A 25,986-nucleotide genomic window follows, 5' to 3' on the forward strand; every position below is an offset into this window, starting at 1 on the left:
TGTGATGCAATTGACATGGGATGCCTATGCGGCAGATATCGATTATATTCACGGTAATGAGGTGTTAACGAATATTATCATATCACTGTTTACAGATGCCAGAGCGCACGCAGACGACGTCCTGCCAGACGGCGGCACAGACCGTCGTGGTTGGTGGGGTGATACGTTCAGTAACAAAAAAATTGGCTCACGTTTATGGTTACTCAGTCGGGAAAAGCAGCTGTCGTCAGTCCTGCGGCGAGCACAGGAGTATGCTGCAGAATCACTGCAATGGATGGTCGAGGAGAATTTGGTAAAATCCGTCGAGGTCGTTGCAACAAATCCGTCGCGTGGCGTTTTAATGTTGACGGTTCGACCTGTCCTGTTGAGTGACGCTGACGTTCCGGAGTATTCGTTCACAGCAGTTTTAAATAGTATTTAGATGAGGTTTAAATGTCGTACACACCACCCAGATTAACGGAGTTAATTAAACGGACGGCGGAGGATTTCCGTGCCGTCGGAATTCAGTCGTTATTGATTGAATCAATTGCGATGGCCCACGCGGGGCAGGTGAACGGATTGTATGAGTTTTTGGGTTGGATATCGCGTCAGATTGTGCCACATCTCGCTGATGACGAAATCCTGCTGCTGTTTTGTCAGTTTTGGGGGGTTCAACGAAAAATGCCCGCCCGCTCGTCAGGGCGATTAAAATTGACTGTTCGAGGGGATGCTGCAATTACTGCGGGCACTCAGTGGCAAACAGAATCCGGATTTATCGTTGAGTGCGTTCAGTCTGCCCTGTTGGGTGCGGGAATATCGACAGTAGAGGTTACTGCTGTGACTGAGGGCGCGTTAGGTAATATGGATGGCGGCACTAAATTTGAATTGATTTCGCCTGTTGCAAACGTTGAGAGTGCGGCAATTTTGGATTCAGCGGGGCTGACTGGGGGCGCTGATATTGAAAGCATTAGCTCGTTGCGTACGCGATTGTTGTTTCGTGTCCAATATCCGCCGTCGGGTGGTAACCGGTGGGACTATATCCGGTGGGCACGAGAATGCGCCGGTGTTACGCGTGCGTGGTGTGTTCCGGCGCCAATGTATTGCAATTATGTGATAGTCCTGTTTGTGCTGGATGAACGACCGAATATTGTGCCCACTGACAGCGATCTGGCTCGTGTGCGTGAACATATAAATGGACACGTCAATCCGGTTACAAATCAGTTTGAGGGTAAACCACCAGCGGCAGAGTTAATTGTTCGTGCGCCAGTAATCAAACCGATTAACCCGCAGATCCGATTATTTCCGGACACGCCCGAAACGCGAGCCGCAGTTCATCAATCGTTGACTGAATTGTTAAATGGATCACAATTGGGCGAAAATTTTTACCTGTCCCACATACGCGCGGCAGTTTCAAATACAACAGGCGTTATTGACCACAGAATTAATCTGGTCGAGGACGTTGAGGTGAATAACGACGAACTGGCTGTGTTAGGGGTAATTACGTGGCTATGACACCGTTGGACTATCAGCGTGCTGGACTGCAATTACTGCCAAATGGTTACGCGTGGAATAAAGAGGCAGGTAGCGAAAACGCAAAACTGCAATTGGGATTTGGTCACGAATTTTCACGTGTTGAATCAACCGCAGAATCGCTATTGCGGGAGGTGTTGCCCAGTGAATCAATGTGGTTACTGGCAGAATGGGAGGCGTTTGCGGGACTACCTGACTGTACCACTGACGAAACAGCAACTATCGATACGCGCCACCACGCGCTATCTGCAAAACTGCGGATGTCGCCGTCGCTGTGCGCCCTATTTCTGGAAAAAATTGCGGCTGATCGAGGGTATAAAATTAAGATAGTGGATAAACACCCCCATCATTGTCTGCGCAGTGTGAATTATCCGCTGAATCCGTGGCGTAACTGGTGGGTGGCGTATGTACAGGTTTTTAACCGTGCGTCACGTTGCATGACAGTATTAGACGGTGTTCAAACCTATCTACGGGTCAGCGATTACGGCGATTTGGGGTGTCTGCTGGAACGATATAAGCCGGCGCACGTCAATTTAATTTACGAGGAGATGTGATGTTTCACCTAGATAACAATAGTGGCATCGATGTAATGCCGACAATCAAACAAACGTCATCAAGAATGGAAAAGTGGTTTACTGAGGGAGATACTCAAACACCACCTAGTTATCCTGGCGCAGACTGGTTTAATATTGTTCAGGCTGAATTGCTGAATGTATTGGGTGCGGCTGGGATTCAGCCTGTAAAAAGTGAGCTAGGCCAGTTGAGTGCGGCTGTCAGGTCGTTGGTGTCAGCTGGTGCGTTTTTGCCAGCCCAAAAATCCGATGACGTAAATTATCAGGTTGACAGAATCGTCAATTTTTCGAGACGCCCAATGCTCAATGGTTCTGATGTGGTGGTTAAATCGGATTTTGTGTATGAGGTGACGCCGTCCACCACTGTTTTGAGGCGCGCTGATGGGTTAATTATTCAGCATTTCAGAGCTAGCTACCACGCAGGGCACGGTGAGATCGGCACGGTTGTTTCACTGCCGGTGGCGTTTCCAACAGGGTTTTATTTTGTGATGTGTGGTGATGGATATAACGGCTGTCACTCTGTTAGCGCAGTTCCGAATTCGCTATCGTCCGTGAGAATTTGGGGTAAAAATGACGGTGTGTATACAGATTCGTCAGTGCAAATGATGGCTATCGGGAGGTAGGATACGTGATTTATTACAATGCGACAAATAACGGGTTTTATGTTAACGAAATTAATGAGATTCCTAGTGAATCGGTTGAGATAACTGCAGAATTACACGCAGAATTAATGCAAAAACAGTCAGAGGGGTTCACTATTAAGCCGGATGAAAATGGTGCTCCTGTAGCCGTTAAACCCACTCTGAATACCGATGAAATCAGGGCGGTGAATAAAGCTAGAAAGAGCCAGCTAATTAGCTATGCCAGTCAGCAGCTCTCAATACTACAGGATGTTGTTGAATTCAGTGAGGCCACTGATAATGATATAGCTCAATTAATAGAGTGGAGACGATATCGAGTTGCGCTATCCAAAATTGATGCTGATGTTGGTCATGAAATAGAATGGCCAGAACAGCCAGTCTAAGTTTTGCTATTGGTAAATTCGGTTAGTGCGATAATAATTTGGGTTGTCGCGTTGACCGGATTTTATTTTCGTTGTGGCGGGCGCGCTACAATGAGAATAAAATGACAACTATTTTTCGCACAATATACTGCATAATTACCTCTGACATTTTTGTAATCTAATGGAGGTGCTATCTTATTGCTAATAATTCCAATTATCAATACAAACTATCATTTTTATCATTAAAGTAATAAGAAAATTAGCGATAATTTTTTAACGTATTGATTTGTAATCACCTATTTTTTAAAAAAACGTTAATACCTTTAATCCGATTAAATTACCTTTACTTAAATTTTTTTATAACTAACTTTTATCTTATTTATTACTGAAATGTTATAGACACTTTGTTATCATTAACACAATTTTTAATTCAAAATTAAATGCTTCTTCTCGAAATCTTTGTTTGCAGGCTAGGGACATTGATAAAAGTCCTTTTGGAAGGTAGATTTTTATTAGCAAAGGCGTACAAGAATAGAAAAAATTTGCCACAAGTTGAATTTAATTCATTTGCTTCGTAAAATAGCCAAAATTTTATTTTTGGCTGATTATGCAACTTCATTTAGTCGTTAATACATTTGGTTCTGACCTGCAACGCCGTTATGGCGAAAAAATTTATAAACTGACTTTACATGGTGGTTTTAGCTGTCCTAATCGTGACGGAACTATCGGTGTTGGTGGTTGTACCTTTTGTAATGTCGCCTCGATCATTGATGAGTCCATTCAAGTAAAAACGATTTCACAGCAGCTTGCCCAACAAGCGCATCAGATGAAAAAATCCAAGCGCTATCTTGCCTATTTTCAAGCCTATACCAGCACTTATGCCGAAGTTGAAATACTCAAAAATATGTATGAAGAAGCACTCAATAGTGCGGATATTGTCGGTCTTTGTGTCGGTACTCGCCCAGATTGTGTGCCAGATGAAGCGCTGAATTTACTTGCCAGTTATCAAGCAAAAGGCTTCGAAGTTTGGCTTGAGCTTGGCTTACAAACGGCTCACGATAAAACGTTACACAATATTAATCGTGGACATACATTTGATATCTATCATCAAACGGTGCAAAAGGCTCGTCGTCTTGGTATAAAAGTTTGTACTCACTTAATCATTGGTCTGCCTAAAGAAACCAAGCAGGATAATTTAATGACGCTTGATAAAGTGTTAAATAGTGGTGTAGATGGTTTAAAACTGCATCCGTTACATATCGTAGAAGGCAGTATTATGGCTAAAGTGTGGCGTGCAGGTCGGCTCGACATACTCTCTTTAGAGCAGTATGTCGATATTGCTGGCGATATTATTAGGCAAACACCAGCCCATATTTTGTATCACCGCATCTCTGCCAATGCTCGTAAACCTACCTTACTTGCCCCTGATTGGTGCGAAAATCACTGGCAATCAATGAATGCTGTAGACCACAATTTAAGGCAATTTGGTGCTCAAGGTAGCGCGATTAATGACACATATCATTGTAAACAATCTAAAGATTCAATTGACAATTTAGGCAGTTAGCGGTTTAATTCCTAACAAAGATTTTAAAAAAACAACATAGTTTAAGGATTCTATTTTTTAAGGATGAAAACATCAAGAGTTAACATTGCATCTAAAAGATTTGCAAGCGTTATTAAAGTTAATATTCTTCCATTTATATACTGTATTTTTTTATTTTTTTTAATAAAGATTTTTTCAGCAGATAAATATGAATGGTTGGTCGATTCAGGCGTGTTCAATAATCTATGTCAATTACCAGTAGGAGGACGATTAACTACTGAACCCATCATTGCTTTAATCCCTTGCTTTCTTATTTTATTTTTACTCAAAAATAAAATGATCCGATACACATATATGTTAATTGTGCTTATCTATATTTTGTGGTCTTTTTATTTGCGTTTCAATTGGTGCTAAAGGTAAAATTAAAAAGTCTGTTTAGATAATTTGTTTTTAACAGCCCCATTAAGGTTTAATTTTGCTAATAAAGCTTTGGAGTACAATTTTGTGAAAATTAGATCCTTTATGCTATTAAAAAGGATCTAAAAAGGCATAAAGTATCAATATTAACGTTGATAGACATTGCCTTCAACAATGCATGTTAACGTATTAGTATGAATTAAAATAAAAGTGTAAAGATCGTTAGATTGTGGAACCGAAATAAAGAATAACCAAAGCGAAATTACCGATTTAAAATCATTTAACATCGCTTTGGTTCATTAAGATTTAGGGGGATTTTCAATAAAAATGATTCAAATCTAAACTTTTGAATGATTGTCTAAACGTTCATTTATATCACTGACAATTTTAGATAATGTTTCACGCTCTAAAAGAGAAATATCAATTTCACACTCTTTGTTATCATACTTAATGCATAATGTTTCATTAACACTACAAAATAATACTAACAATCCTAATGGCAGTAGTAAAATAGATAGAATGATTTGCACAATATCTCCAAAATGCGAAAACAAATCGATAATTTCTTTTATTCCTAAACAGACTATTATTGCGCCGATCAATCCGCCTTTAAGGTTATATGTACGAGTAATGGAAAGAGAATGAATACTTTTTATTGGAATTTCTCTTTTTTTACCGGCAAGATTGAATAAAGGATTCTTACTAAAAGAATTAGTTAATTCATCAATGTTGACAACATCATCATTAATTTCAATTTTAGTTTTCTGCCAAGGCGTTAGCAGTAATTGTTTGAATTGATAGACGACCATTTTTGTTCCTTGTTATAATTTTTAGATAAAATAATAAAGATATAACTTTATGCGCGCAGAATACTATCATTTAAAAACCATTCTAACAACGAAATACACCATGTTTAAAATTAAAAGTGCAAGCAAAAAACGACCTATTTTTTTCGCTAAAAATTAACAATAAAATCTATTTTTTGTACCTTGTCTAGCAACAAGTATATAATACGCCTTTCACACTTGAGGCAATGTGCATGCAACTCGCTTTTTGTATCTATAAATATTTTCCTTTTGGTGGTCTGCAACGTGATTTTTTGCAGATTGCTAATGCTTGTCTGGCTCGTGGGCATAAAATTCGTGTCTATGTCATGGATTGGCAAGGCGATAAGCCTGGCAATTTTGATATCATCTTAGTACCCAAAAAAGGGCTTTCAAATCATCATCGAAACCAAAATTATTATTATTGGGTAAAAACACATTTACAAACGCATCCTGCTGATTGTGTTGTTGGTTTTAATAAAATGCCTAATTTGGATGTCTATTTTGCAGGCGATACTTGTTTTGCAGAAAAAGTGTCACATAAGGGCTTTTTTTATCAATTATTACCACGCTGTAAGCATTACTTGGCATTTGAAGATGCGGTATTTAATCCACATCACCACACACAAATAATGGCTCTTACTAAACAGCAAATACATGACTTTGAAAAGTATTATCACACCCAACCTTCACGTTTTTCATTACTACCACCTGGTATTGCACAAAATCGTCAATATAATTCTGATTCACCAATAAAACGTCAACTATTTAGACAAACCAATCAGATAAATCAGGATGATTTTGTCATAGTACAAATTGGTTCAGACTTTAAACGTAAAGGGGTTGACCGTACATTATATGCAATTGCTGCATTGCCTGAAGACTTAAAACAAAAATTGGTTTACTTAGTTGTAGGACAAGACAAAGCTGATGATTATCAAAAATTAGCTAAACAGCTTGGTATTTTACCGCGAGTTCGCTTTTTTTCGGGTCGTGATGATATTCCTGATTTTCTATTTTCAGCCGATTTACTGCTGCATCCGGCAAGACAAGAAGCCGCAGGTATGGTATTAGTTGAAGCATTAGCAGCAGGTGTACCGGTCATTGTATCTGGCATTTCAGGTTATGCCTATCATATCCACGATGCTAATGCTGGCGTTGTGCTTAACGAACCGTTTGTTCAATCTGAACTCAATCAAGCCGTCTATCATGCCATCACGGATAAACAACAATTGTTAACTTGGCATAATAATGCCATCCACTATGGCGAAACAGCGGATTTATATCATTTGGCTGAACGTGCCACAGACATTATTTTAGGTTGTAGACATTATGAATGAAATCAAACTTAAATCACCGTTCGATCAGATATGGAAAAATAAAGATCCATTTACTGAAGTTGAACTGATTTCGGGCACTATCTATCGAGCAGTTAGTCAACGAAAAACATTAAATTTTGAACAAGATGGACAATCATATTTTATTAAAATTCATCGTGGTACAACAATAAAAGAGATCTTAAAAAATCTGTTATCATTCAGATTGCCCGTTTTAGATGCCAAACAAGAATGGGATGCAATACATCGTTTAGAGCAAGTGGGTGTCAATACGATGGATGGACGCGCTTTTGGGCGTAAAGGTTTCAATCCTCTTACCCGTCACTCCTTTATTATTACCCATGATCTCAATCCTGCTATTAGTTTAGAAGATTTCACACAATCATGGGCGACAACACCGCCTAGTTATCACTTAAAGCGTTCATTAATTATTTATCTGGCAAAAATGATCGCCAATATGCATGCAGCAGGTGTTAATCATCGTGATTGTTATCTGTGCCATTTTTTACTTGATTTACCACTGTTTGAAAATCATCAACAAATAAAATTGTCGGTTATTGACTTACATCGAGCACAAATTCGTCAGCAAGTACCCACCCGCTGGCGTGATAAAGATCTGATTGGACTCTATTTTTCATCCCGCAATATTGGCTTAACAACGCGAGATATTTGGCTATTTTTAAAAGTTTATTTTAATAAGCCGTTAAAAACAATTTTACGAGATGAACACAAGTTGATTAGTCACACTCAACAAAAAGCAGAAAGAATTCGCAAACGTACGGAAAAATATCATCTTTAGCAATAAGGAGATACTATGTTTATTGAACAAATCGATATTGAAGGATTTCAAGGAATAAGCCGATTATCATTAAAATTAAATTCACAAGCCAGTGTTCTGATTGGTGAAAACCGTTGGGGACGTTCAAGCTTAATCCGTGCACTAACCCTTTTATCACTGGATAAAAAATTTTATCAATTTGTTGATTCCGATTTTTATCACGATAAACATGAAAATTATGGCAATAAAATTAGTATTACTGCAACTTATTGCGAATCTTATGAAAATGAGCTGAATAACCAAAGTCATCAAACTTTACAAGCTGTTGCTTATCAAATAGAACAAGATAATTTTAGACGAATTACTTATCAACTCACGGCTAATAAACACAATACAAATATTATTAGCCAACATAATTTAGTTGATTATCACAACAAGCGCTATACGCTTTCCGATCCAGATTCATTCATTGCAACCCTTATTGAACTTAATCCAGTAGTCGCCCTTAAAAATGCAACGAATACGCCTAACCTACCTGTCACCAATCAACCTTTATCAGAATATTTTATAGATCAACTTTCTAAACAGTTACACGAACACTCAGCACAGTTAAGTCAAAATGAATTGCAACAAGGCTTAAAAGCTGGACGTGCTTTATTAGAATACTATTTTGGCAATCCTGAACAACGTTATCAAAATGTCGCAAAGAAAAATAGCCCTCGTAGTGAAGATTGGAATTCACTTGAACGCATTAATAATATTTTAGATGAGCTTGATAATCGCTATTTACGGACAGCTTTGTTAGATATTTTCGGCTCTATTATGATTGCCAAAAGTGATAATCCTTTAACGCAAAACGCAGTACCAATTTTAATTTTAGAAGAGCCAGAAAGCCAACTTCATCCAATTATTCTATCAATTGGTTTCCGATTACTTAAAAATCTACCTACACAAAAAATCATCACCTCCAATTCAAGTGATCTCGTTTCTCTCTTTCCATTAGAAAATATTTATCGGTTGATTCGTCTACCTGATCAGATAGTGACAAAATATATTGCACCGAATTCATTGAGTGTTGATGATAACCGTCGAATCTTATTTCACGTTCTCTATCGACGGGCAAGTGCTATCTTTGCACGTTGCTGGCTATTAGTGGAGGGTGAAACGGAAGTCTGGTTACTACGAGAACTCGCAGAACAAAGCGGATATCATCTTAGTTCTGAAGGCGTGCAGTTACTGGAATTTGCTCAATGTGGTTTAAAACCATTAATTAAGTATGCCAATAAAATGGGGATTCACTGGTATGTCATTACCGACGGCGATATGGCAGGTAAAAAATATGCTGAAACGTTAAAATCTTTGTGTCCTTCGGATAAAGACCCGAATGAGTATTTAACTATTTTGCCCGCTCGAGACATCGAGAATTTTCTTTTTAAAAATGGTTTTAGCCATGTGTATAAATTAGCGGCCTATCATACTGTTGAATATATTGATTTTCCCGTCCATAAAATTATTCAAAAAGCGATCCATAATAGCTCAAAACCTGATTTAGCGATTGCAGTTTGTGATGATGCAAAATCAAGAGGAGTAAAATCGATTCCTCCTCTTTTAATTGACGCTTTTTCGAAAATAATTAAAGCCTCAAATAAGCTCGATCCAACATTATAGCCAGTTAAGTCCCTGTCATATTCCGCCGTAGTTATCGGCGGAAGTCGATACAACCTATTTTGCTATACGTTTGTATTTGGCACGTTTCGGCTCTAAGGCTTCTGCCCCTAAAGTCCGTTTTTTCCACTCTTCATATTCGGTAAAGTTACCTTCAAAGAACTCCACATGCCCTTCATCTTGGTAGTCTAAAATATGGGTTGCAATACGATCTAAGAACCAACGGTCATGCGAAATAACTAATGCACAGCCCGGAAACTCTAATAACGCATTTTCCAGTGCTCGCAGTGTTTCGACATCTAAGTCATTGGTTGGTTCATCCAGTAATAGTACATTACCACCAACTTGTAATAACTTAGCTAAATGCACCCGACCACGTTCACCACCAGACAACTCACCAACTCTTTTTTGCTGATCAACGCCTTTAAAATTAAAGCGACCAACATAGGCACGGCTTGGAATTTCGAAGTTACCAATACGCATAATATCTTGCCCATTTGAAATTTCATCCCAAACAGTCTTATTATCATCCATACTGTCACGGAATTGATCGACAGAGGCAAGTTGTACGGTATCACCTAATGTGATAGTTCCTGAATCTGGTTGTTCTTTACCCGATAGCATTCTAAATAGCGTCGATTTACCCGCACCATTTGGACCAATGATCCCAACAATCGCCCCTTTAGGAATACTAAATGACAGATTATCGATTAATACTCGATCACCATAGGATTTAGTTAAGTTTTGCACTTCGATAACTTTATCACCTAAACGTTGCCCAGGCGGAATAAAGAGTTCATTAGTTTCATTACGTTTTTGGTAATCGTTGCTATTAAGCTCTTCAAAACGGGCTAGACGGGCTTTGCTTTTTGCTTGGCGACCTTTTGGATTTTGGCGTACCCATTCAAGCTCTTTTTCAATCGATTTACGGCGAGCAGATTCGGTTGCCGCTTCTTGCGCTAATCGCTGATCTTTCTGTTCAAGCCAAGATGAGTAATTACCTTCCCATGGAATACCTTCGCCTCGGTCTAGCTCTAAAATCCAACCAGCAACATTGTCTAAGAAGTAACGGTCATGGGTTACAGCGACCACAGTGCCTTCATAGTCATGTAAAAAGCGTTCTAACCATGCCACAGATTCAGCATCTAAATGGTTAGTCGGTTCGTCAATTAATAACATGTCCGGTTTTTCCAGCAATAACTGGCAAATAGCAACACGGCGACGCTCACCACCCGATAAATTTTCGATTTTTGCATCCCAATCAGGCAGGCGTAGCGCATCGGCAGCTCGTTCTAATTGATTATCCAGATTATGCGCATCTTGCGATTGAATAATTGCTTCAAGTTCAGCTTGTTCTTTGGCTAATTTGTCAAAATCAGCATCTGGATCAGCATAAGCCGCATAAACTTCATCTAAACGAGCCAATGCTTTTTTGGCATCACCAACAGCTTGTTCAATTGCTTCACGTACAGTTTGCTTAGGATCAAGTTTAGGTTCTTGCGGTAAATAACCTATTTTTATGTCCGGCTGTGGACGAGCTTCACCTTCAATTTCGGTATCCACTCCTGCCATAATTCGTAGTAATGTCGATTTACCTGCCCCATTTAAGCCAAGAACACCAATTTTAGCACCAGGGAAAAAACTTAAAGAGATATCTTTTAAAATATAACGTTTAGGAGGAACAATCTTCCCAACACGATTCATGGTATAAACATATTGCGCCATAAAACATCATCCGTTTGTTAAATTAATCATAGCCAAGTTAATTTTACTTGCTATAAAAGTCATGCCGTATATTGTAACGATTCTGTCAATGGGGTCTAGGGTTATTTGTCGAATTGATTAGATTTATTCACTCTCCTTTATGTTTAACATGCAATATAATTGGTTTTATATATAATTAATAACCTATTAAATTGACAGTATGAGTGATAAAGACCATTTTAGGAGCAAGAATGAGTAACATCACAGTTAATTGCCATATTGATCGACAATATATTGTCGATACTTATTACGCGCTGCAAGATTGTTTGGATGATGAGTTTACACAAAAAATAGATGATTCAATTGCTGATAATATGCGTAATTTAACCTTCACCTTCGATAATGAAAAAATAGTGAGGCTAAATAACGATAAAAACGAAGTCAGTACTTTCTATTACTCTGATCTATATCAAATAAAAGAAACCATAACTGGGTTATTTTTTTTTAGTAACAAGATAATTTTTGAATTTGTTCGTTATGATCTGTTTCAACAGGATGAGTTACTGCTGCTAAAAGATTATCTGGCTCCTTATTTAAGCAAAAATCAACAACCCGAAATAGCAACGATAAATTATCAATTTGACTATCAACGATTATATGTTTTATTTCGTCATATATCTCGCAATCATTACAAAACTACGTTGACTTTATCTATTTTCTTTTCCGTTTTAGGTTTGTTGGCGGCAATTATAAAAAATTTGCCACTGTCTGTATTAGCTTTCATATTAGCTATTATTTTATTACCTACGATACTTAATTTTAGTCTTAAACAGCAAGCAAGAAAACAGGTTTTAACATTAAATGAACGCTTTCGCAGTATGACCTGTATTTTTTATAATGATCATATAGCATTCAATTACCAAAAAAGAGTAGAAAATTATTTTAATATTAACTATGCTGAATTTTTCAAAATCGAGAAAACACCAAAAGGTTATGCGTTTTTTATACAGCAAGATATGGGTTATTTCTTTTTTTATGAAGAGTTTTCTTTTAAACAACAAGTGCTGGAAGAGAAACTGAAACACTATAACAATTATTCAGAGAAGTAATACCATACCCTTTTTACTCATCCCACCTAATACGAGGTGGGATGTTAATCAGATTATAAGAAGGTGAAGATTTGATCTTTCGGCAGACGTGATTTAGGACGATGCGCATTACCATCATCTTGAGCACGATAACCTAATGTTGCAACCACAATGCTTTTCAATCCTTTGTTTTTAAGATCTAAAATTTCATCCATTTTTGCAGAATCGTAACCCTCTATTGCAGTAGAATCCACACCAATTGCCGCAGCGGCAAAAAGCAATTGCCCTAACGCAATATAGGCTTGTTTACCTTCCCAACACTGTTGCGATTCAGGTGTCTTGCTGTTTAAATTTACAAAATAACGTCGACCCTGATCTTGAGACGCCTTTAATTCCGCCGAAGGCAAACGTCCGTCTTTCTCTTCTTGATTAAGGAGATTGACTAAATGGGCTTCATCCAACGGGGTTTTAATGCAAAAAACAATAGTATGTGATGAGCCGGTGACACGTGGTTGATTAAAATCAGCTATTGCTGGCAAAATTTTATTTTTAGTGGCTTCGTTATCAATAACATAAAAATGCCACGGTTGAGAGTTAACCGAAGATGGACTGTTTCTTAATACTGTTAAAAGTTGTTCAATCACCTCAGCCGGAATTTTTTTAGTTGGATCATAATGTTTTGTGGTATAACGTTTTTCTGAAATTTCAACTATGTTCATTTTAATGTCCTTAATTAATGATTTAAATAATTAATACCATAAGAAATAGTATAACCAGAATGATAAGACGCTCAATATATTATTTTGATAGGACGAACTTTGAAAATTAGTCGAGAATAATAGTTAGAATAAGGCATAGACAATTTTAGTTTAGAATATTTTTTATTCATTGACAAATAATCGTTGACACATTCATCAGCATTTGATAAAAATAACACCAATTTATTTTGTATAACTGTTGAATTTAGAGATTTTTATGTTTATTAACTTTTTAACTCACAACCTCAGCCTCCTCCTCGCATTGTCTTGCGCGGATAGCTTGTGTTTGGAGTAAAAGTTTTAAATATAAAATACTCGACAAATTAACAAGAACCCGCGCTAAAGTGCGGGTTTTTTGTTTTATAACGCTAAACACCGAGATAGCGCTAAATAAGAAAAGGAAAAAACAATGAGCAACCAAGTCATTATTTTTGATACAACATTACGTGATGGCGAACAGGCATTACAAGCAAGTCTAAGTGTAAAAGAAAAATTGCAAATTGCATTAGCTTTAGAACGAATGCGAGTTGATGTTATGGAGGTTGGTTTTCCTGTTTCATCTCCCGGTGATTTTGAATCGGTACAAACCATTGCAAAAACCATTAAAGATAGCCGGGTTTGTGCGCTATCACGCTGTATTGATAAGGATATTGATGTTGCAGCTGAAGCATTGAAAGTTGCGGATCAGTTTCGCATTCATACGTTTATGGCAACATCGACGTTACATGTACAAGATAAATTAAAAATGACATTTGATGATGTCGTTGACAGGGCTGTGCACTGCATTAAGCGTGCACGTAATTATACTAATGATGTGGAGTTTTCTTGTGAAGATGCAGGTCGTACCCCAATTGATAACTTATGTCGGATCGTTGAAGCGGCAATTAAAGCCGGGGCAACGACGATCAATATCCCAGATACTGTCGGTTATACTGTTCCTTATCAATTTGGTGGCATTATTCGTACCTTATTTGAACGTGTCCCGAACATTGATAAAGCGATTATCTCTGTTCATTGTCATGATGACTTGGGTATGTCGGTGGCTAACTCGATTAGCGCGATTCAAGAAGGTGCTCGGCAAATTGAAGGGGCGATGAATGGTTTAGGTGAACGAGCAGGAAACACCGCTTTGGAAGAAGTGATTATGGCGATCAAAGTTCGTCAAAATATCCTAAATGTTCATACTAATATCAATCATCAAGAAATTTATCGTACCAGTCAAATTGTCAGTCAAATTACCAATATGCCAATACCGGCGAATAAAGCCGTTATTGGCAGTAATGCTTTTGCGCACTCATCCGGTATTCATCAAGATGGTATTCTAAAAAACCGAGAAACCTACGAAATCATGACCCCAGAATCAATTGGGTTAAATCAAGTTCAATTAAATCTTACCTCACGATCAGGGCGTGCAGCCGTTAAACATCGATTAGAAGAATTAGGCTACCATGATACAGACTATAATTTAGATCAAGTTTATGAAGCTTTTCTTGAATTGGCAGACAAAAAAGGACAAGTTTTTGATTATGATCTTGAAGCATTAATATTCATTAATCAATTGAAAGATGAACAAGATCATTACAAATTAGATTACTTTAATGTTCAATCAGGTTCCACGGTCGTATCGACTGCATCAGTAAGCTTAATTATTGGTGATCAAAAATTCTCTGATGCAGCAACTGGTAATGGCCCCGTCGATGCCGTTTATCAAGCAATAAATCGTATTACTGGCGAACCTATTTCAATTGTTAAATATCAATTGGCATCAAAAGGTCAAGGCGAAAATGCGCTAGGTCAGGTTGATATTGTTGCTGAATATAAAGGTCGAAAATTTCACGGCGTTGGGCTAGCTACCGATATTGTGCATTCGTCAGCTTTAGCATTGATAAATGTCTTGAATAATGTTTATCGAGCAAACCAAGTTGCCGAGGAAAAACAAAAATTACATCATGATTGAGAACGAATCTTGTTTTGTTCATCAGGAACAAAATAACCAATTTTAATGAGATTGTTAAGGAATAAAAACATGTCACAAAATTACCATATTGCAGTATTACCTGGGGATGGAATTGGGCCAGAAGTCATGAAACAAGCCTATAAAGTGCTTGATATTATCCGTCAAAAATATCAACTTTCTATTACCACAAGTGAATACGATGTGGGTGGCGCAGCGATTGATATTCATGGCTGTCCACTACCTAATGACACACTTGAAGGTTGTGAAAAAGCCGATGCCATATTGTTTGGATCTGTTGGCGGGCCTAAATGGACACATTTACCCCCTGATCAACAGCCAGAACGTGGTGCATTATTACCACTACGTAAACATTTCAAATTATTTGCTAATATGCGACCAGCAAGTCTTTATCAAGGTTTAGAAGAACTTTGTCCTTTACGTGAAGACATTGCTAAACGTGGCTTTGATATTTTATGTATGCGGGAATTAACTGGCGGAATCTATTTTGGTTTACCCAAAGGACGTGAAGGCACAGGTGCCCAAGAAAGAGCTTATGATACCGAAGTCTATCATCGATTTGAAATTGAACGTATCGCAAAAATGGCTTTTGAAGCAGCTAAAATTAGACGTAAAGAAGTCACCTCGGTAGATAAAGCCAATGTTTTACAAACATCAATATTATGGCGAGAAGTTGTCACTGAAATTGCTAAAGATTATCCCGATGTCACGCTTGAACATATGTATATTGATAATGCCACTATGCAACTGGTGAAAGACCCTTCACAATTTGACGTGATTTTATGTTCAAACCTATTTGGCGACATTTTATCGGATGAATGTGCCATGATAACCGGTTCAATGGGAATGCTACCTTCTGCGAGTCTAAATGAGCAAGGTTTTGGGTTATATGAACCTGCCGGTGGTAGTGCGCCCGATATAGCAGGAAAAAATATTGCCAATCCAGCCGCCCAAATACTCTCTTTAGCATTATTAGTCCGTTATAGCTTAAAACGTGATGATATTGCTAAAGCAATTGAAAATGCAGTTAATCAAGCGCTGGAACAAGGCATCAGAACAATTGATTTAGCTCGAGGCGGTCAGTATGTTTCAACCGATGAAATGGGCGATGCTATCTGCCGTTTTATCTAACAAAATTTAATATGCTTAAGTTGAAAAAATTCGGTTAATCTTCAGGATAACAATAAAGGAATAAAGCAATGTCAACAAACCCAAAAACATTGTATCAAAAATTATATGATGCGCATGTTGTGTATGAAGCGCCAAATGAAACACCTATTTTATATATCGACCGTCACTTAGTTCATGAAGTGACCTCACCTCAAGCTTTTGATGGTTTACGGGCGATGAATCGAAAAGTGAGACAACCCCATAAAACCTTTGCAACCATGGATCATAATACCTCAACCAAAAGTAATGATTTAAATGCATGTAGCGAAATGGCTCAAATTCAATTAACTGAACTTGCCAAAAATGCTGAAGAATTTGGTGTTTCACTTTATGGGCTACACAGTCCATTGCGAGGTATCGTCCATGTTGTCGGCCCAGAACAAGGGATGACATTACCCGGTATGACAATAGTTTGTGGGGATTCACATACCGCAACACATGGCGCATTTGGCGCACTCGCTTTTGGTATTGGCACATCAGAAGTTGAACATGTATTAGCAACGCAAACCTTAAAACAAGGTCGTGCTAAAACCATGAGAATCGAAGTGAAAGGTCAAGTGGCCGACGGCATTACCGCTAAAGATATTATTTTAGCCATTATCGGTAAGACAACCAGTGCTGGTGGCACAGGGCATGTCGTTGAGTTTTGTGGTGAGGCCATTAAAGCCTTATCAATGGAAGGCCGTATGACACTATGTAATATGGCAATTGAAATGGGAGCTAAGGCTGGTCTGGTAGCACCCGATGAAGTCACCTTTGCATACTTAAAAGGTCGCCAATTTTCACCAAAAGGGGACGATTTTGACAAAGCGGTAGATTATTGGAAAACCTTAAAAACCGATGACGGTGCACATTTTGATCGTGTTGTTACTCTTGAAGCCAAAGATATTGCCCCACAAGTCACTTGGGGAACCAATCCCGGACAGGTCACATCCATTGATGCCGCCGTGCCAAATCCAAATGATTTTGCCGATCCCATTGAAAAACAGTCTGCTCAGCGTGCATTAACCTATATGGGATTAACCGCAGGGACAAAAATGAGTGATATCAAGATTAATAAAGTCTTTATTGGATCCTGTACTAATTCTCGAATTGAAGATCTCCGTGCCGCGGCAAAAATTGCTCAAGGACGTAAAGTCGCTAACGGCGTGCAAGCTTTAGTGGTGCCTGGTTCGGGGCCTGTGAAGCAACAAGCTGAAGCCGAAGGTTTAGATAAGATTTTTATCGATGCGGGTTTTGAGTGGCGTCTACCTGGTTGTTCAATGTGTTTAGCCATGAATGATGATAAATTAGCACCGGGGGATCGCTGTGCATCGACCAGTAATCGTAATTTTGAAGGGCGACAAGGTCGAGACGCCAGAACGCATTTAGTCAGTCCTGCTATGGCAGCCGCAGCAGCAATCACTGGCTATTTTACAGATATTCGCAAACCATTTTAAGGAGACGGTCATGGCAAAATTTACAACACACACAGGACTAGTCGTTCCTTTAGATGCGGCTAATGTTGATACCGATGCGATTATTCCAAAACAATTTTTACAAAAAGTGACTCGCACTGGATTTGGTAAACATGCTTTTCATGAATGGCGTTTTTTAGATGATATTGGCGAACAACCTAATCCTGATTTCGTTTTAAATAAACCTCGTTATAAAGGCGCCAGTATTTTATTAACACGTGAAAATTTTGGCTGCGGTTCATCCCGTGAGCATGCACCATGGGCATTAGCAGATTATGGGTTTAAAACGATTATCGGTTCGAGTTTTGCCGATATTTTTTATAACAACTCGTTTAACAATCAACTATTGTTAGTGAATCTGTCAGAAGAAGACATTGATGAACTTTTCAAAATTGTTGAAGCCAATGAAGGAATCGAATTTACTATCGATCTGGTTAACGAAGTCGTGATTGCAGGCGATAAGCAATATCCTTTTAAAATTGATGCTTTTAAACGCCATTGTTTATTAAATGGATTAGATAATATTGGTTTAACGCTACAACATGAAGATGCAATCAGTGCATTTGAACATAAAATCCCTTCTTTTTTAGCATAAACTCTTAATGAAGATATCATCGCTTATTACTATTTAAGCGATGATATATCACCTTTTTTTAAAATAAGTTACCCAAGAACATTTCACTTAGATGACCAATATAATATATACTTCCGCAACTTATTTTTACATCAGAAAATTATGACTATAAATTGTTCATAAGGAATAAAAAGTAACAAAGAATACGACAATAAATCATCAAGATGAGTGAATTCAATTAAACAATCTAGCAATCATTTTCAATGGTTGATAGATTGTGCTTCATCACCAGTCAGTAAAGATATCACTCCCTAAATGATAATTGAATAAAATTAACGGTATAACTAAAGTTGTTTACGTTGATTTGACGGTGGAATAGATAACGCTTCTCGATATTTGGCGACGGTACGGCGTGCAATAATAATACCCTGATCTTCAAATATTGAGACTAACTTACTATCACTTAACGGTTTTTTTCGGTCTTCTGCTGAAATATATTTTTTGATTAAAGCTCGAATTGCAGTAGATGAGGCTTCGCCACCTGATTCCGTATTAACATGGCTGGAGAAAAAGAACTTGAGTTCAAATATTCCCCTCGGACATTGCAAATATTTTTGCGATGTTACTCTCGAAACAGTGGATTCATGCATATCAATTGCCGTGGCAACATCAGATAAAATCAACGGTTTCATCTGCTCTGTTCCATGCTCAAAAAAAGCTTGTTGATGTTCAACAATAAATTGACTCACTTTGAATAAAGTTTCATTGCGACTTTCAATACTTTTTATAAACCAATTCGCTTCTTGCAAATTTGCACGAATATATTGACTATCGCTATCATTAGCCGATTTTGCCATTTTCGCATAGTGTTGATTAATGCGTAGGTTGGGTATGGTATCAGTATTCAACTCAACCTGCCATTTACCCGCCACTTTTTTAACTAGTACATCGGGAACAACATAATCAGGTTGCGTCGTATTCAGCAGGTCACCAGGATAAGGATGTAAATGCTTGATAAATTCAATCGATGCTTTAAGTTGTTCCTCACTCACATTGAGTAATTTTTTCAATGTTCGATAATCACGGCTTGCCAATAATTCCAAATGATTATCAATTATCTGTTTAACTAATTTTGGGGCATCTAAATATTGAATTTGAATTGACAGACACTCTTGTAGCGTTCTGGCTCCCACGCCAATTGGGTCAAAATGCCAAATCCGCTTTAAAACAGCCTCAATTTCATCAAGCTCTATTTCAGCATTACCTTGCGCTTCAAGCAGTTCTTGAGTTGTCGCCGTTAAATAACCGCGATCATCAATGGCTTGAATGATTGAAATTGCAATGGCGCGATCAGTCTCGCTAAAAGGGGTAAGATCAAGTTGCCATTTCAAATAATCGTATAGCGTTTCATGAGTTTCACCCTGATAGATAGGTAATTCATCGTTACAATAATCCGAATAAGTACCAGACGGCGTCCCAGCTGAATAAATATCATCTAAGGATGCATCTAATGGTACATCCTCAGGTATTTCTGGGCTATCTAATGCGTCACGGGTATCTAAATTTTCAGTCACCGCACTTTCGTCAACGTTAATTTCGTCATAGTGTTCAGCAATTTCTAATAAAGGATTATTTTCAAGTGCGGTTTGAATTTCTTGTTGTAATTCCAACGTTGACAACTGAAGTAATCGAATAGCAAGTTGTAATTGTGGCGTCATCGATAATTGTTGGGATACTTTCAGCTGAAAACTAGGTTTTATCATAGTCTAAATTCATTTCCTAAGTAAACGCGTTTGACATATTCGTTACTTAAGATACTAGTTGGTGTTCCATCGGCAATCAAATGACCTTTATTGACGATATAAGCTCTTTCGCAGACATCTAAAGTTTCACGTACATTGTGATCAGTGATTAAAACACCAAGTCCACGATCACGTAGATGTTTTATTATATTTTTAATATCAATTACTGAAATCGGGTCAACGCCAGCAAAAGGTTCATCCAACAAAATAAATTTTGGATTAGCCGCTAAAGCTCTGGCAATTTCAACTCGTCGCCGTTCACCACCCGATAAAGATTGACCAATACTATCCCGAATATGCGTAATATGAAATTCTTCAAGCAGTTCTTCTGCTCTTTCTAATTTTTCATTTTTATCTATGTCTCGGCGAGTTTCTAAAATCGACATGATATTATCAATAACAGATAGTTTTCTGAAAATTGAGGCTTCTTGAGGTAAGTAACCTATTCCTTTTTGAGCACGTTCATGTAATGGTAAAATACTAATATCATCGTCATCCAGATAGATTTTACCCGCATCTAACGCCACTATACCAACGACCATATAAAATGTGGTTGTTTTACCTGCGCCATTAGGCCCTAGCAATCCGACTATTTCGCCCGAATTGACTGTTAAGCTCACATCTTCCACAACGCGCCGTTTTTTATAAACTTTGGCTAAATTTTCTGCCTTTAATATTGACATTTTATTTATTCATCTCTTTTACTTGATTAGGTAAGATAGTGCTCTTAACTCGTGCGTTATTATTTGAATGTGCAGTAATGTATTGTTTTTTGACATCATAAGTAATGAGTTCACTGCTAACATGATTATCTTGTTGATACATGTGGGCATTACCTTGCAATGTTACCTTATTGTCTTTAACGCTGTAGATTACTTGTGAAGCGTGACCTGTTACAATTTTATTTTTTTCAGGTAAGATTTGCTTAAACTTTACTGGTTTGCCATAAGCAGTGATTTTTTGTTTTGATGAATCTTGCATATCTGTAATAACAACTTTATCTGCAATAATAGTTAATTCATCTTGAACAATATTCACATTACCACTAAAAGTAATGGTATTTTTTTCAATATCAATTTGTTGATTATCGGCATCAATAGCAATCGGTTTATTGTTAATTGTTGTTTTTGGCGTTTGTTCTTGATTTTCATTTGAAATTTGAATATTGGATTGATCCGCAAAACAACAAAATGACACAGATAATAGTAAAAATAATGGAAGAATAACTTTTTTTTGCGAACTCATTTTTTATTTTGCCTCAGTATTATAATACGTTTTTATATTTTCAAGGATATTAGCCGTTTTGGCTTGTAAATCACCATCTAACCCAATGCCTGTTGAGTAAAATCCAATGCCTTTGAGTATTACAGGGTCTTTAGATGTGACATGTTGTGTATTTAAATCAACCACCGCTTTATCCGTTTTTACTTGTTGCAATTGAGCATCTGGCACAAGATTATCTAACTGAACATCCTGATAAAGATAAATCAATTTATCATCAGTCAAGGTTGCTTTTTTTGCTTTAATATGCCAAGTGGCAACATGATCGGCATCATAAAGGGTAAAATTAGGTAAATCAAATTCGGTATTATCCGTATCATCAAAATAACGGACATGTGCTGATTCAATTTTATAAATAATTTCTCCTGATAAATCATAAATTTTAGTTATCATTTCATCACTTTGATAAATAGGCGTATTAGATAAATCTGTAATAGGTTGAGTGACAACATCATTATCTTTCTGATAATTATAGTAAACGCCAATCACAATAATGAGAAGTAAAATACAGATTAAGTTTTTTTTATTCATAACAGAAGTCAATTACGCTCATAAAGTTAATCACAAGTTAGGAAAAAATATTATTTAATTAAGCCAGAAATTTAAGATATTTTACTGCATTTTTCATTAAATTAATATCTGACATTAAAAGAAGTTAAATTTTCTTGGAGTGGTAATTCACTCATATTAATTTGGGTAATGCGAGCAGATCGCGGTCCACCATGCTCTAACCACAGTATTAGCTGTGAAATCTGTTGATTATTACCTTGTGCAATTATTTCAACGGCACCATTTTCTAAATTCTTAACATAACCCACTAAGCCTATTTTTACTGCTTGTTGATAAGTAAAAAAACGAAAACCGACACCTTGCACCGAACCACTTACTATAATTTTAATTAGTCTTATCATGTCACAACCTTATACGACTATTTTCTTAGTCAATAATAATGAAGTTATATTGATATTTGAATCAATATATTCATATTTTATATATTTTACTTTTATTGATAAAAAGCTATGATGAATAAAAAACAAAACCTAAATACTCAAATGATTAAATAAGGAATAACAATGAAACGACTCTTCAAATATAAAAAAAGTTTGTTTTTAATTATGTTGATTTTGTCATTAAGTAGCTACCTTTTTTGTCAACAAATTTATGCGTATTTTCTGGTTGATACAGATAAAGTAGGCGTTGTTGTCGATGAATTTAATGGTGTCAAAGTTTACTATAATGGTCATGTAGGTAATGTGAGTGGACGCAATACGTCTAAAGATGGATATAATCTCGGTTTGAAATACCAATGCGTCGAATTTATTAAGCGTTATTACTATGAGCGCTTTGATCATAAGATGCCAGATAGTTATGGTCATGCGAAAGATTTTTTTGATGATTCTATCGCCGACGGAAAAATCAATCCCAAACGTAATCTACTGCAATATCACAATGGTTCAGGGTCAAAACCTCAAGTTGAGGATATCATTGTCATGGGATGGAGCAGATATGGTCATGTCGCTATTATCAGTAAAGTCAGCGATAATGAGATAGAAATTGTCCAGCAAAACCCTGGTCCTAATGCTAGCTCTCGTGAAACGATTCCTTTAATTTATAAAGACGGTCTATGGAAGATTGATTCATTTCGGGTTTTAGGCTATCTGCGTAAAAATTAATGTTAAATTAATCATTATTAAGAGAATATAAATTTAAAAACTATTTATAATTTATATAAATAGTTAATTACGATCCCAGTTTTTTCCATCAATAAACTAGGATCGTTATTGTTTCTTGTAAAAAAGCAGTTCAATAATTTACTTATAACTCTTTACTTTTGATATCTCCAATAATCAATCCATTATTGATTAGTTCAGGAACATCAACATAAATATTAATACCATAAATTTTACCGTGCCAATCATTATTAACTTTTTTTGCTTTTATATAAAGCTCTTTATCCCCAATTAGTTGACCTTGATTATAAACTTTATCAACATCAATTTTCTGTACAGTGTTAGATCTAACTAGATTGTGATTTTCAAATTCGTTACCTGATATTGATAATCCTAATCCAGCAATAATTACACCGTTCCAATCATTGAACAGTTTAGTTGGTGTTAAATCTATCGTATGTTCAGAAATAAGTTTTCCTTGATTATAAACATCCTTAGATTTTATAGACATTGTTTTGTATACATCAACAATATTATTATTTTCAAACTTTTCTCCTGAAATATTGATATCATATCCTTGCATTTGACCTTTCCAATCATTTATTAAATAATCTGAATTGGTATTTAAGGTTTGTTCAGAAGCTAATGTTCCTTGATTATAAACTTTTGTTGAATCTATACTTAATAACTTTTCTGCAGTAACTTGGTTATGGTTTTCAAAATTTTTTCCAGTAATCGTGATATTGCTACCTTTAACGAATCCATTCCAATCATTTTTGAAATAGCCTTGACTTATCAACGCTGATTTAAAAGATGATAATTCGCCTTGGTTATATAAATCAGTAGCGTTAATTGTTAAGTTATTATACCCTTCAATTAAATTATGATTTTCAAGTTTTTCACTTGATAGTGATATATTGTAAGAAGTAATCCTACCATTCCAGTCATTTTTGAAAATTTTGCCGTAAATGGACAGATCCCCTTTTGAATTCAGTTCTCCTTGATTGTAAAGATATTCTTTTTCAGAAATAGATAAATTTTCACCTCCATATATTACATTGTAGTTTTCTAAATTTGAACCAGTTAAAGATATTGAATTAGCTGTTAACTCACCTTTCCCTGCATTTATAAAGTAAAAAGCGTTTATATTAATGCGATCGGATAAAAGTTTTCCATAGTTATTCAAATGAATTACCGAACTATCTAAATCAACTGAAGACTTAACTAAACCATAATTTTTAAATGACGACCCCTTTATATTAATATATTTACCAATTTCAATATTTCCAGTGCTGTTATTTATAAAGTCATCACTATTTACATAAAGATGATATGATTTTATCGTGCCTTGATTTTCAAAAATACTAGAATTTAGTTGGATGTTTTGGTTCTGTGATTGAATCAAACTTTGTTTGTCGTTAAAAATAGTGTAACCAGATAGGGCAATATTATTTTCCGCCAATATTTTGTTTGCATTATACGTGTTGTTAGCTTTCATAGTTATATCATTACTTGCTTCAATAACACCATAATTTTTAACATATTGAGCTTTAAGTTGAACATTTTTTGATTTGATATCATTTGTATTTAATATATAACCGCTATCAGCAGTAAATTGTTCTCCAGCGGAAATCTTACCGAAATTTTCTACATATTGACTTTGTATATTAAGATTTTTTCCACTTTCTATAGTCGTATTGTTTCTTATTTCAGAACTATTAAAATTGATTGAGTCCTTTGCCGTCATATAATTGTTATTAATAATGATACCATTGGCATTGATGTTAAGGTCTCCAGCACTTACGCCCAACGTTCCTGAATTACGCACACCGACACCTTGTTCATTTGCACTCAATGTAATTTTACCTGCGTACATGCCACCTAAAGCAGATACATCAATACCATAATTAAATCTATCTTGATAGATTTCATCTTTTTTATTCTCAGTAAAGCTTAAATCTGTACCGACATTATTTTGACCTGCTATCACATTAATTTCTTTATTAGCCCATAATTCAGCATTAATTTTCACACTTCGAGCAATGATATCCGTATAATCTTGCCCGGTATTTTTTAAGCCTTGACCCGTAACATAAATATGTCCACGTTCAACTTGATACCCAGTCAATTTTCCGTTTTCTACTAGCGGTTTACCGGTTGTTAAAGTTGCTCGGTCAGCATTGATAAAACCACATCCATTACAGGTTATACCCGCTGGGTTGGCAATGATCACTTGTGCTTTTGGACCGGCCACTTCAATGTATCCATTCAACTGACTAATATTAGGTGAATTGACTTCATTCAAAATGACTTTAGCGCTTTGTGCGAGTAATATATTTGGGTTAACAAACTCCACTAATTGCGTTTTATATCGATCTGTTCCATTATTTAATATCACTCCTTTTTTGGATACATCAAATTGAGTATATTTATTATGTGAAACCCCACTACTCGATGGATTAGTAATATTAATTATTTTGATACCGTCAGAATGTTGATAAATATTGGGGCGTTGACTACGGTCGGCTGTATTGTCTACGACAATATTGCTAGCATAACAGCTAGCAATCAGACTAACCATTCCCAATGCGATATACGATATAAATATTAAAGGTTTTATTTTGAAGGGTTTTGCTGGGTAAATTGAACCGTGTTTTTGATGAATTATTCCAACTTTATTTTTATTACTTGCCACCATTTGATGCGATTTAACCAGTTCGGATACAACAATAAATACATTTCGAGCTTTATTAAAAATAATTCGATATAAATTTCTATTCATATTATTTCCACCTTTCATCAATTGTTAATGCATTAAGTTATATACAGCTAATTTTTAGATAAATAAAAGTTCAGTGA

The 25,986-nt window shown here is 36.4% G+C and carries 26 protein-coding genes; 16 read left to right on the forward strand and 10 right to left on the reverse strand.

Annotated features, from left to right (window positions below; all coding sequences use genetic code 11):
* The first annotated feature begins 4 nt into the window (after nt 1-4).
* From ACGH47_RS03880 to ACGH47_RS03910, 7 genes are all read left to right on the forward strand, one after another.
* Nucleotides 5-421, forward strand: coding sequence for a phage GP46 family protein (locus tag ACGH47_RS03880; protein ID WP_411622806.1), 417 nt, complete (start codon nt 5-7; stop codon nt 419-421).
* A gap of 11 nt (nt 422-432) precedes the next feature.
* Nucleotides 433-1,491: a baseplate J/gp47 family protein gene (locus ACGH47_RS03885; protein ID WP_411603693.1), complete on the forward strand. Its 1,059-nt coding sequence runs from the start codon at nt 433-435 to the stop codon at nt 1,489-1,491.
* A complete protein-coding gene (locus tag ACGH47_RS03890; protein ID WP_411622832.1) occupies nt 1,488-2,063 on the forward strand; it encodes a YmfQ family protein in 576 nt (191 codons plus the stop codon). The genes ACGH47_RS03885 and ACGH47_RS03890 overlap by 4 nt, the downstream gene beginning before the upstream one ends.
* Nucleotides 2,063-2,704 carry a hypothetical protein gene (locus tag ACGH47_RS03895; RefSeq protein WP_411598809.1) on the forward strand — a complete coding sequence of 214 codons (642 nt, stop codon included), beginning with the start codon at nt 2,063-2,065 and terminating at the stop codon, nt 2,702-2,704. Before ACGH47_RS03890 ends, ACGH47_RS03895 begins: the two co-directional genes overlap by 1 nt.
* A 5-nt stretch (nt 2,705-2,709) precedes the next feature.
* Entirely contained in the window at nt 2,710-3,105 is a 396-nt protein-coding gene (locus ACGH47_RS03900) for a tail fiber assembly protein (RefSeq protein WP_411598810.1), read from the forward strand.
* A 586-nt stretch (nt 3,106-3,691) separates the two neighbouring features.
* On the forward strand, nt 3,692-4,648 hold the full coding sequence (locus tag ACGH47_RS03905; protein ID WP_411622807.1) for a TIGR01212 family radical SAM protein: 957 nt from the start codon (nt 3,692-3,694) through the stop codon (nt 4,646-4,648).
* Between the two features lie 63 nt (nt 4,649-4,711).
* Nucleotides 4,712-5,041, forward strand: coding sequence for a DUF2645 family protein (locus ACGH47_RS03910; RefSeq protein ID WP_411622808.1), 330 nt, complete (start codon nt 4,712-4,714; stop codon nt 5,039-5,041).
* 149 nt (nt 5,042-5,190) lie between these two features.
* Here the strand turns inward: ACGH47_RS03910 and ACGH47_RS03915 are convergent, their stop codons facing one another.
* Complete coding sequence (locus ACGH47_RS03915; protein WP_411622809.1) at nt 5,191-5,331, reverse strand: hypothetical protein; 141 nt, start codon at nt 5,329-5,331, stop codon at nt 5,191-5,193.
* Between the two features lie 51 nt (nt 5,332-5,382).
* Complete coding sequence (locus ACGH47_RS03920; protein ID WP_411622810.1) at nt 5,383-5,853, reverse strand: hypothetical protein; 471 nt, start codon at nt 5,851-5,853, stop codon at nt 5,383-5,385.
* A 230-nt stretch (nt 5,854-6,083) separates the two neighbouring features.
* On the opposite strand from ACGH47_RS03920, the gene ACGH47_RS03925 reads away from it, so the two are divergent.
* Genes ACGH47_RS03925 through ACGH47_RS03935 form a run of 3 tightly spaced genes read left to right on the forward strand, consistent with a single transcriptional unit; the run spans nt 6,084 to nt 9,651 of the window.
* Entirely contained in the window at nt 6,084-7,208 is a 1,125-nt protein-coding gene (locus ACGH47_RS03925) for a glycosyltransferase family 4 protein (RefSeq protein WP_411622811.1), read from the forward strand.
* Entirely contained in the window at nt 7,201-8,004 is an 804-nt protein-coding gene (gene rfaP, locus ACGH47_RS03930) for a lipopolysaccharide core heptose(I) kinase RfaP (RefSeq protein ID WP_267351700.1), read from the forward strand. The genes ACGH47_RS03925 and rfaP overlap by 8 nt, the downstream gene beginning before the upstream one ends.
* Nucleotides 8,005-8,019: 15 nt before the next feature.
* Entirely contained in the window at nt 8,020-9,651 is a 1,632-nt protein-coding gene (locus ACGH47_RS03935; RefSeq protein ID WP_267351702.1) for a DUF2813 domain-containing protein, read from the forward strand.
* A 54-nt stretch (nt 9,652-9,705) separates the two neighbouring features.
* Here ACGH47_RS03935 and ettA read toward each other — a convergent pair whose 3' ends face one another.
* Entirely contained in the window at nt 9,706-11,373 is a 1,668-nt protein-coding gene (gene ettA / locus ACGH47_RS03940; protein ID WP_267351704.1) for an energy-dependent translational throttle protein EttA, read from the reverse strand.
* A gap of 230 nt (nt 11,374-11,603) precedes the next feature.
* Here ettA and ACGH47_RS03945 point away from each other — a divergent pair, with 230 nt between their 5' ends.
* The gene (locus tag ACGH47_RS03945) at nt 11,604-12,461 is read left to right on the forward strand and encodes a hypothetical protein (protein ID WP_411622812.1); all 858 of its coding nucleotides are present in this window, start codon (nt 11,604-11,606) and stop codon (nt 12,459-12,461) included.
* Between the two features lie 53 nt (nt 12,462-12,514).
* Here the strand turns inward: ACGH47_RS03945 and nfsB are convergent, their stop codons facing one another.
* Entirely contained in the window at nt 12,515-13,159 is a 645-nt protein-coding gene (nfsB, locus tag ACGH47_RS03950; RefSeq protein ID WP_267351708.1) for an oxygen-insensitive NAD(P)H nitroreductase, read from the reverse strand.
* Between the two features lie 448 nt (nt 13,160-13,607).
* Between nfsB and leuA the strand changes: the two genes are divergently transcribed.
* The 4 genes from leuA to leuD all read left to right on the forward strand — a co-directional run bounded on the left by leuA (nt 13,608) and on the right by leuD (nt 18,395).
* The gene (leuA, locus tag ACGH47_RS03955; protein ID WP_267351710.1) at nt 13,608-15,155 is read left to right on the forward strand and encodes a 2-isopropylmalate synthase; all 1,548 of its coding nucleotides are present in this window, start codon (nt 13,608-13,610) and stop codon (nt 15,153-15,155) included.
* A 69-nt stretch (nt 15,156-15,224) separates the two neighbouring features.
* Nucleotides 15,225-16,304, forward strand: coding sequence for a 3-isopropylmalate dehydrogenase (gene leuB, locus ACGH47_RS03960; protein WP_411622813.1), 1,080 nt, complete (start codon nt 15,225-15,227; stop codon nt 16,302-16,304).
* A 68-nt stretch (nt 16,305-16,372) separates the two neighbouring features.
* Nucleotides 16,373-17,782: a 3-isopropylmalate dehydratase large subunit gene (gene leuC, locus ACGH47_RS03965; protein WP_411598938.1), complete on the forward strand. Its 1,410-nt coding sequence runs from the start codon at nt 16,373-16,375 to the stop codon at nt 17,780-17,782.
* 10 nt (nt 17,783-17,792) lie between these two features.
* Nucleotides 17,793-18,395, forward strand: a complete 603-nt coding sequence (gene leuD, locus ACGH47_RS03970) for a 3-isopropylmalate dehydratase small subunit (protein WP_267351714.1) — start codon at nt 17,793-17,795, stop codon at nt 18,393-18,395.
* Between the two features lie 323 nt (nt 18,396-18,718).
* Here the strand turns inward: leuD and ACGH47_RS03975 are convergent, their stop codons facing one another.
* The 5 genes from ACGH47_RS03975 to yccX form a co-directional block, all read right to left on the reverse strand.
* A complete protein-coding gene (locus ACGH47_RS03975; RefSeq protein WP_411622833.1) occupies nt 18,719-20,134 on the reverse strand; it encodes an RNA polymerase factor sigma-54 in 1,416 nt (471 codons plus the stop codon).
* Nucleotides 20,134-20,859, reverse strand: coding sequence for an LPS export ABC transporter ATP-binding protein (lptB, locus tag ACGH47_RS03980; RefSeq protein WP_411622814.1), 726 nt, complete (start codon nt 20,857-20,859; stop codon nt 20,134-20,136). The genes ACGH47_RS03975 and lptB overlap by 1 nt, the downstream gene beginning before the upstream one ends.
* Nucleotide 20,860: 1 nt before the next feature.
* Nucleotides 20,861-21,421 (reverse strand): lipopolysaccharide transport periplasmic protein LptA, encoded by a 561-nt coding sequence (gene lptA / locus ACGH47_RS03985; RefSeq protein ID WP_065559063.1) that lies wholly within the window; start codon nt 21,419-21,421, stop codon nt 20,861-20,863.
* A gap of 3 nt (nt 21,422-21,424) precedes the next feature.
* Complete coding sequence (gene lptC / locus ACGH47_RS03990; protein WP_065559062.1) at nt 21,425-21,988, reverse strand: LPS export ABC transporter periplasmic protein LptC; 564 nt, start codon at nt 21,986-21,988, stop codon at nt 21,425-21,427.
* A gap of 101 nt (nt 21,989-22,089) precedes the next feature.
* A complete protein-coding gene (gene yccX, locus ACGH47_RS03995) occupies nt 22,090-22,368 on the reverse strand; it encodes an acylphosphatase (RefSeq protein ID WP_267351719.1) in 279 nt (92 codons plus the stop codon).
* 162 nt (nt 22,369-22,530) lie between these two features.
* Between yccX and ACGH47_RS04000 the strand changes: the two genes are divergently transcribed.
* Nucleotides 22,531-23,130 (forward strand): CHAP domain-containing protein, encoded by a 600-nt coding sequence (locus ACGH47_RS04000; protein ID WP_267351721.1) that lies wholly within the window; start codon nt 22,531-22,533, stop codon nt 23,128-23,130.
* A 142-nt stretch (nt 23,131-23,272) separates the two neighbouring features.
* On the opposite strand, the gene ACGH47_RS04005 is transcribed toward ACGH47_RS04000, so the two are convergent.
* On the reverse strand, nt 23,273-25,909 hold the full coding sequence (locus ACGH47_RS04005) for a filamentous hemagglutinin N-terminal domain-containing protein (protein ID WP_411622815.1): 2,637 nt from the start codon (nt 25,907-25,909) through the stop codon (nt 23,273-23,275).
* Between the last annotated feature and the right edge of the window lie 77 nt (nt 25,910-25,986).

This window comes from Gilliamella sp. CG16 (genome assembly GCF_046635785.1).
GTDB lineage: Bacteria > Pseudomonadota > Gammaproteobacteria > Enterobacterales > Orbaceae > Gilliamella > Gilliamella apicola_I.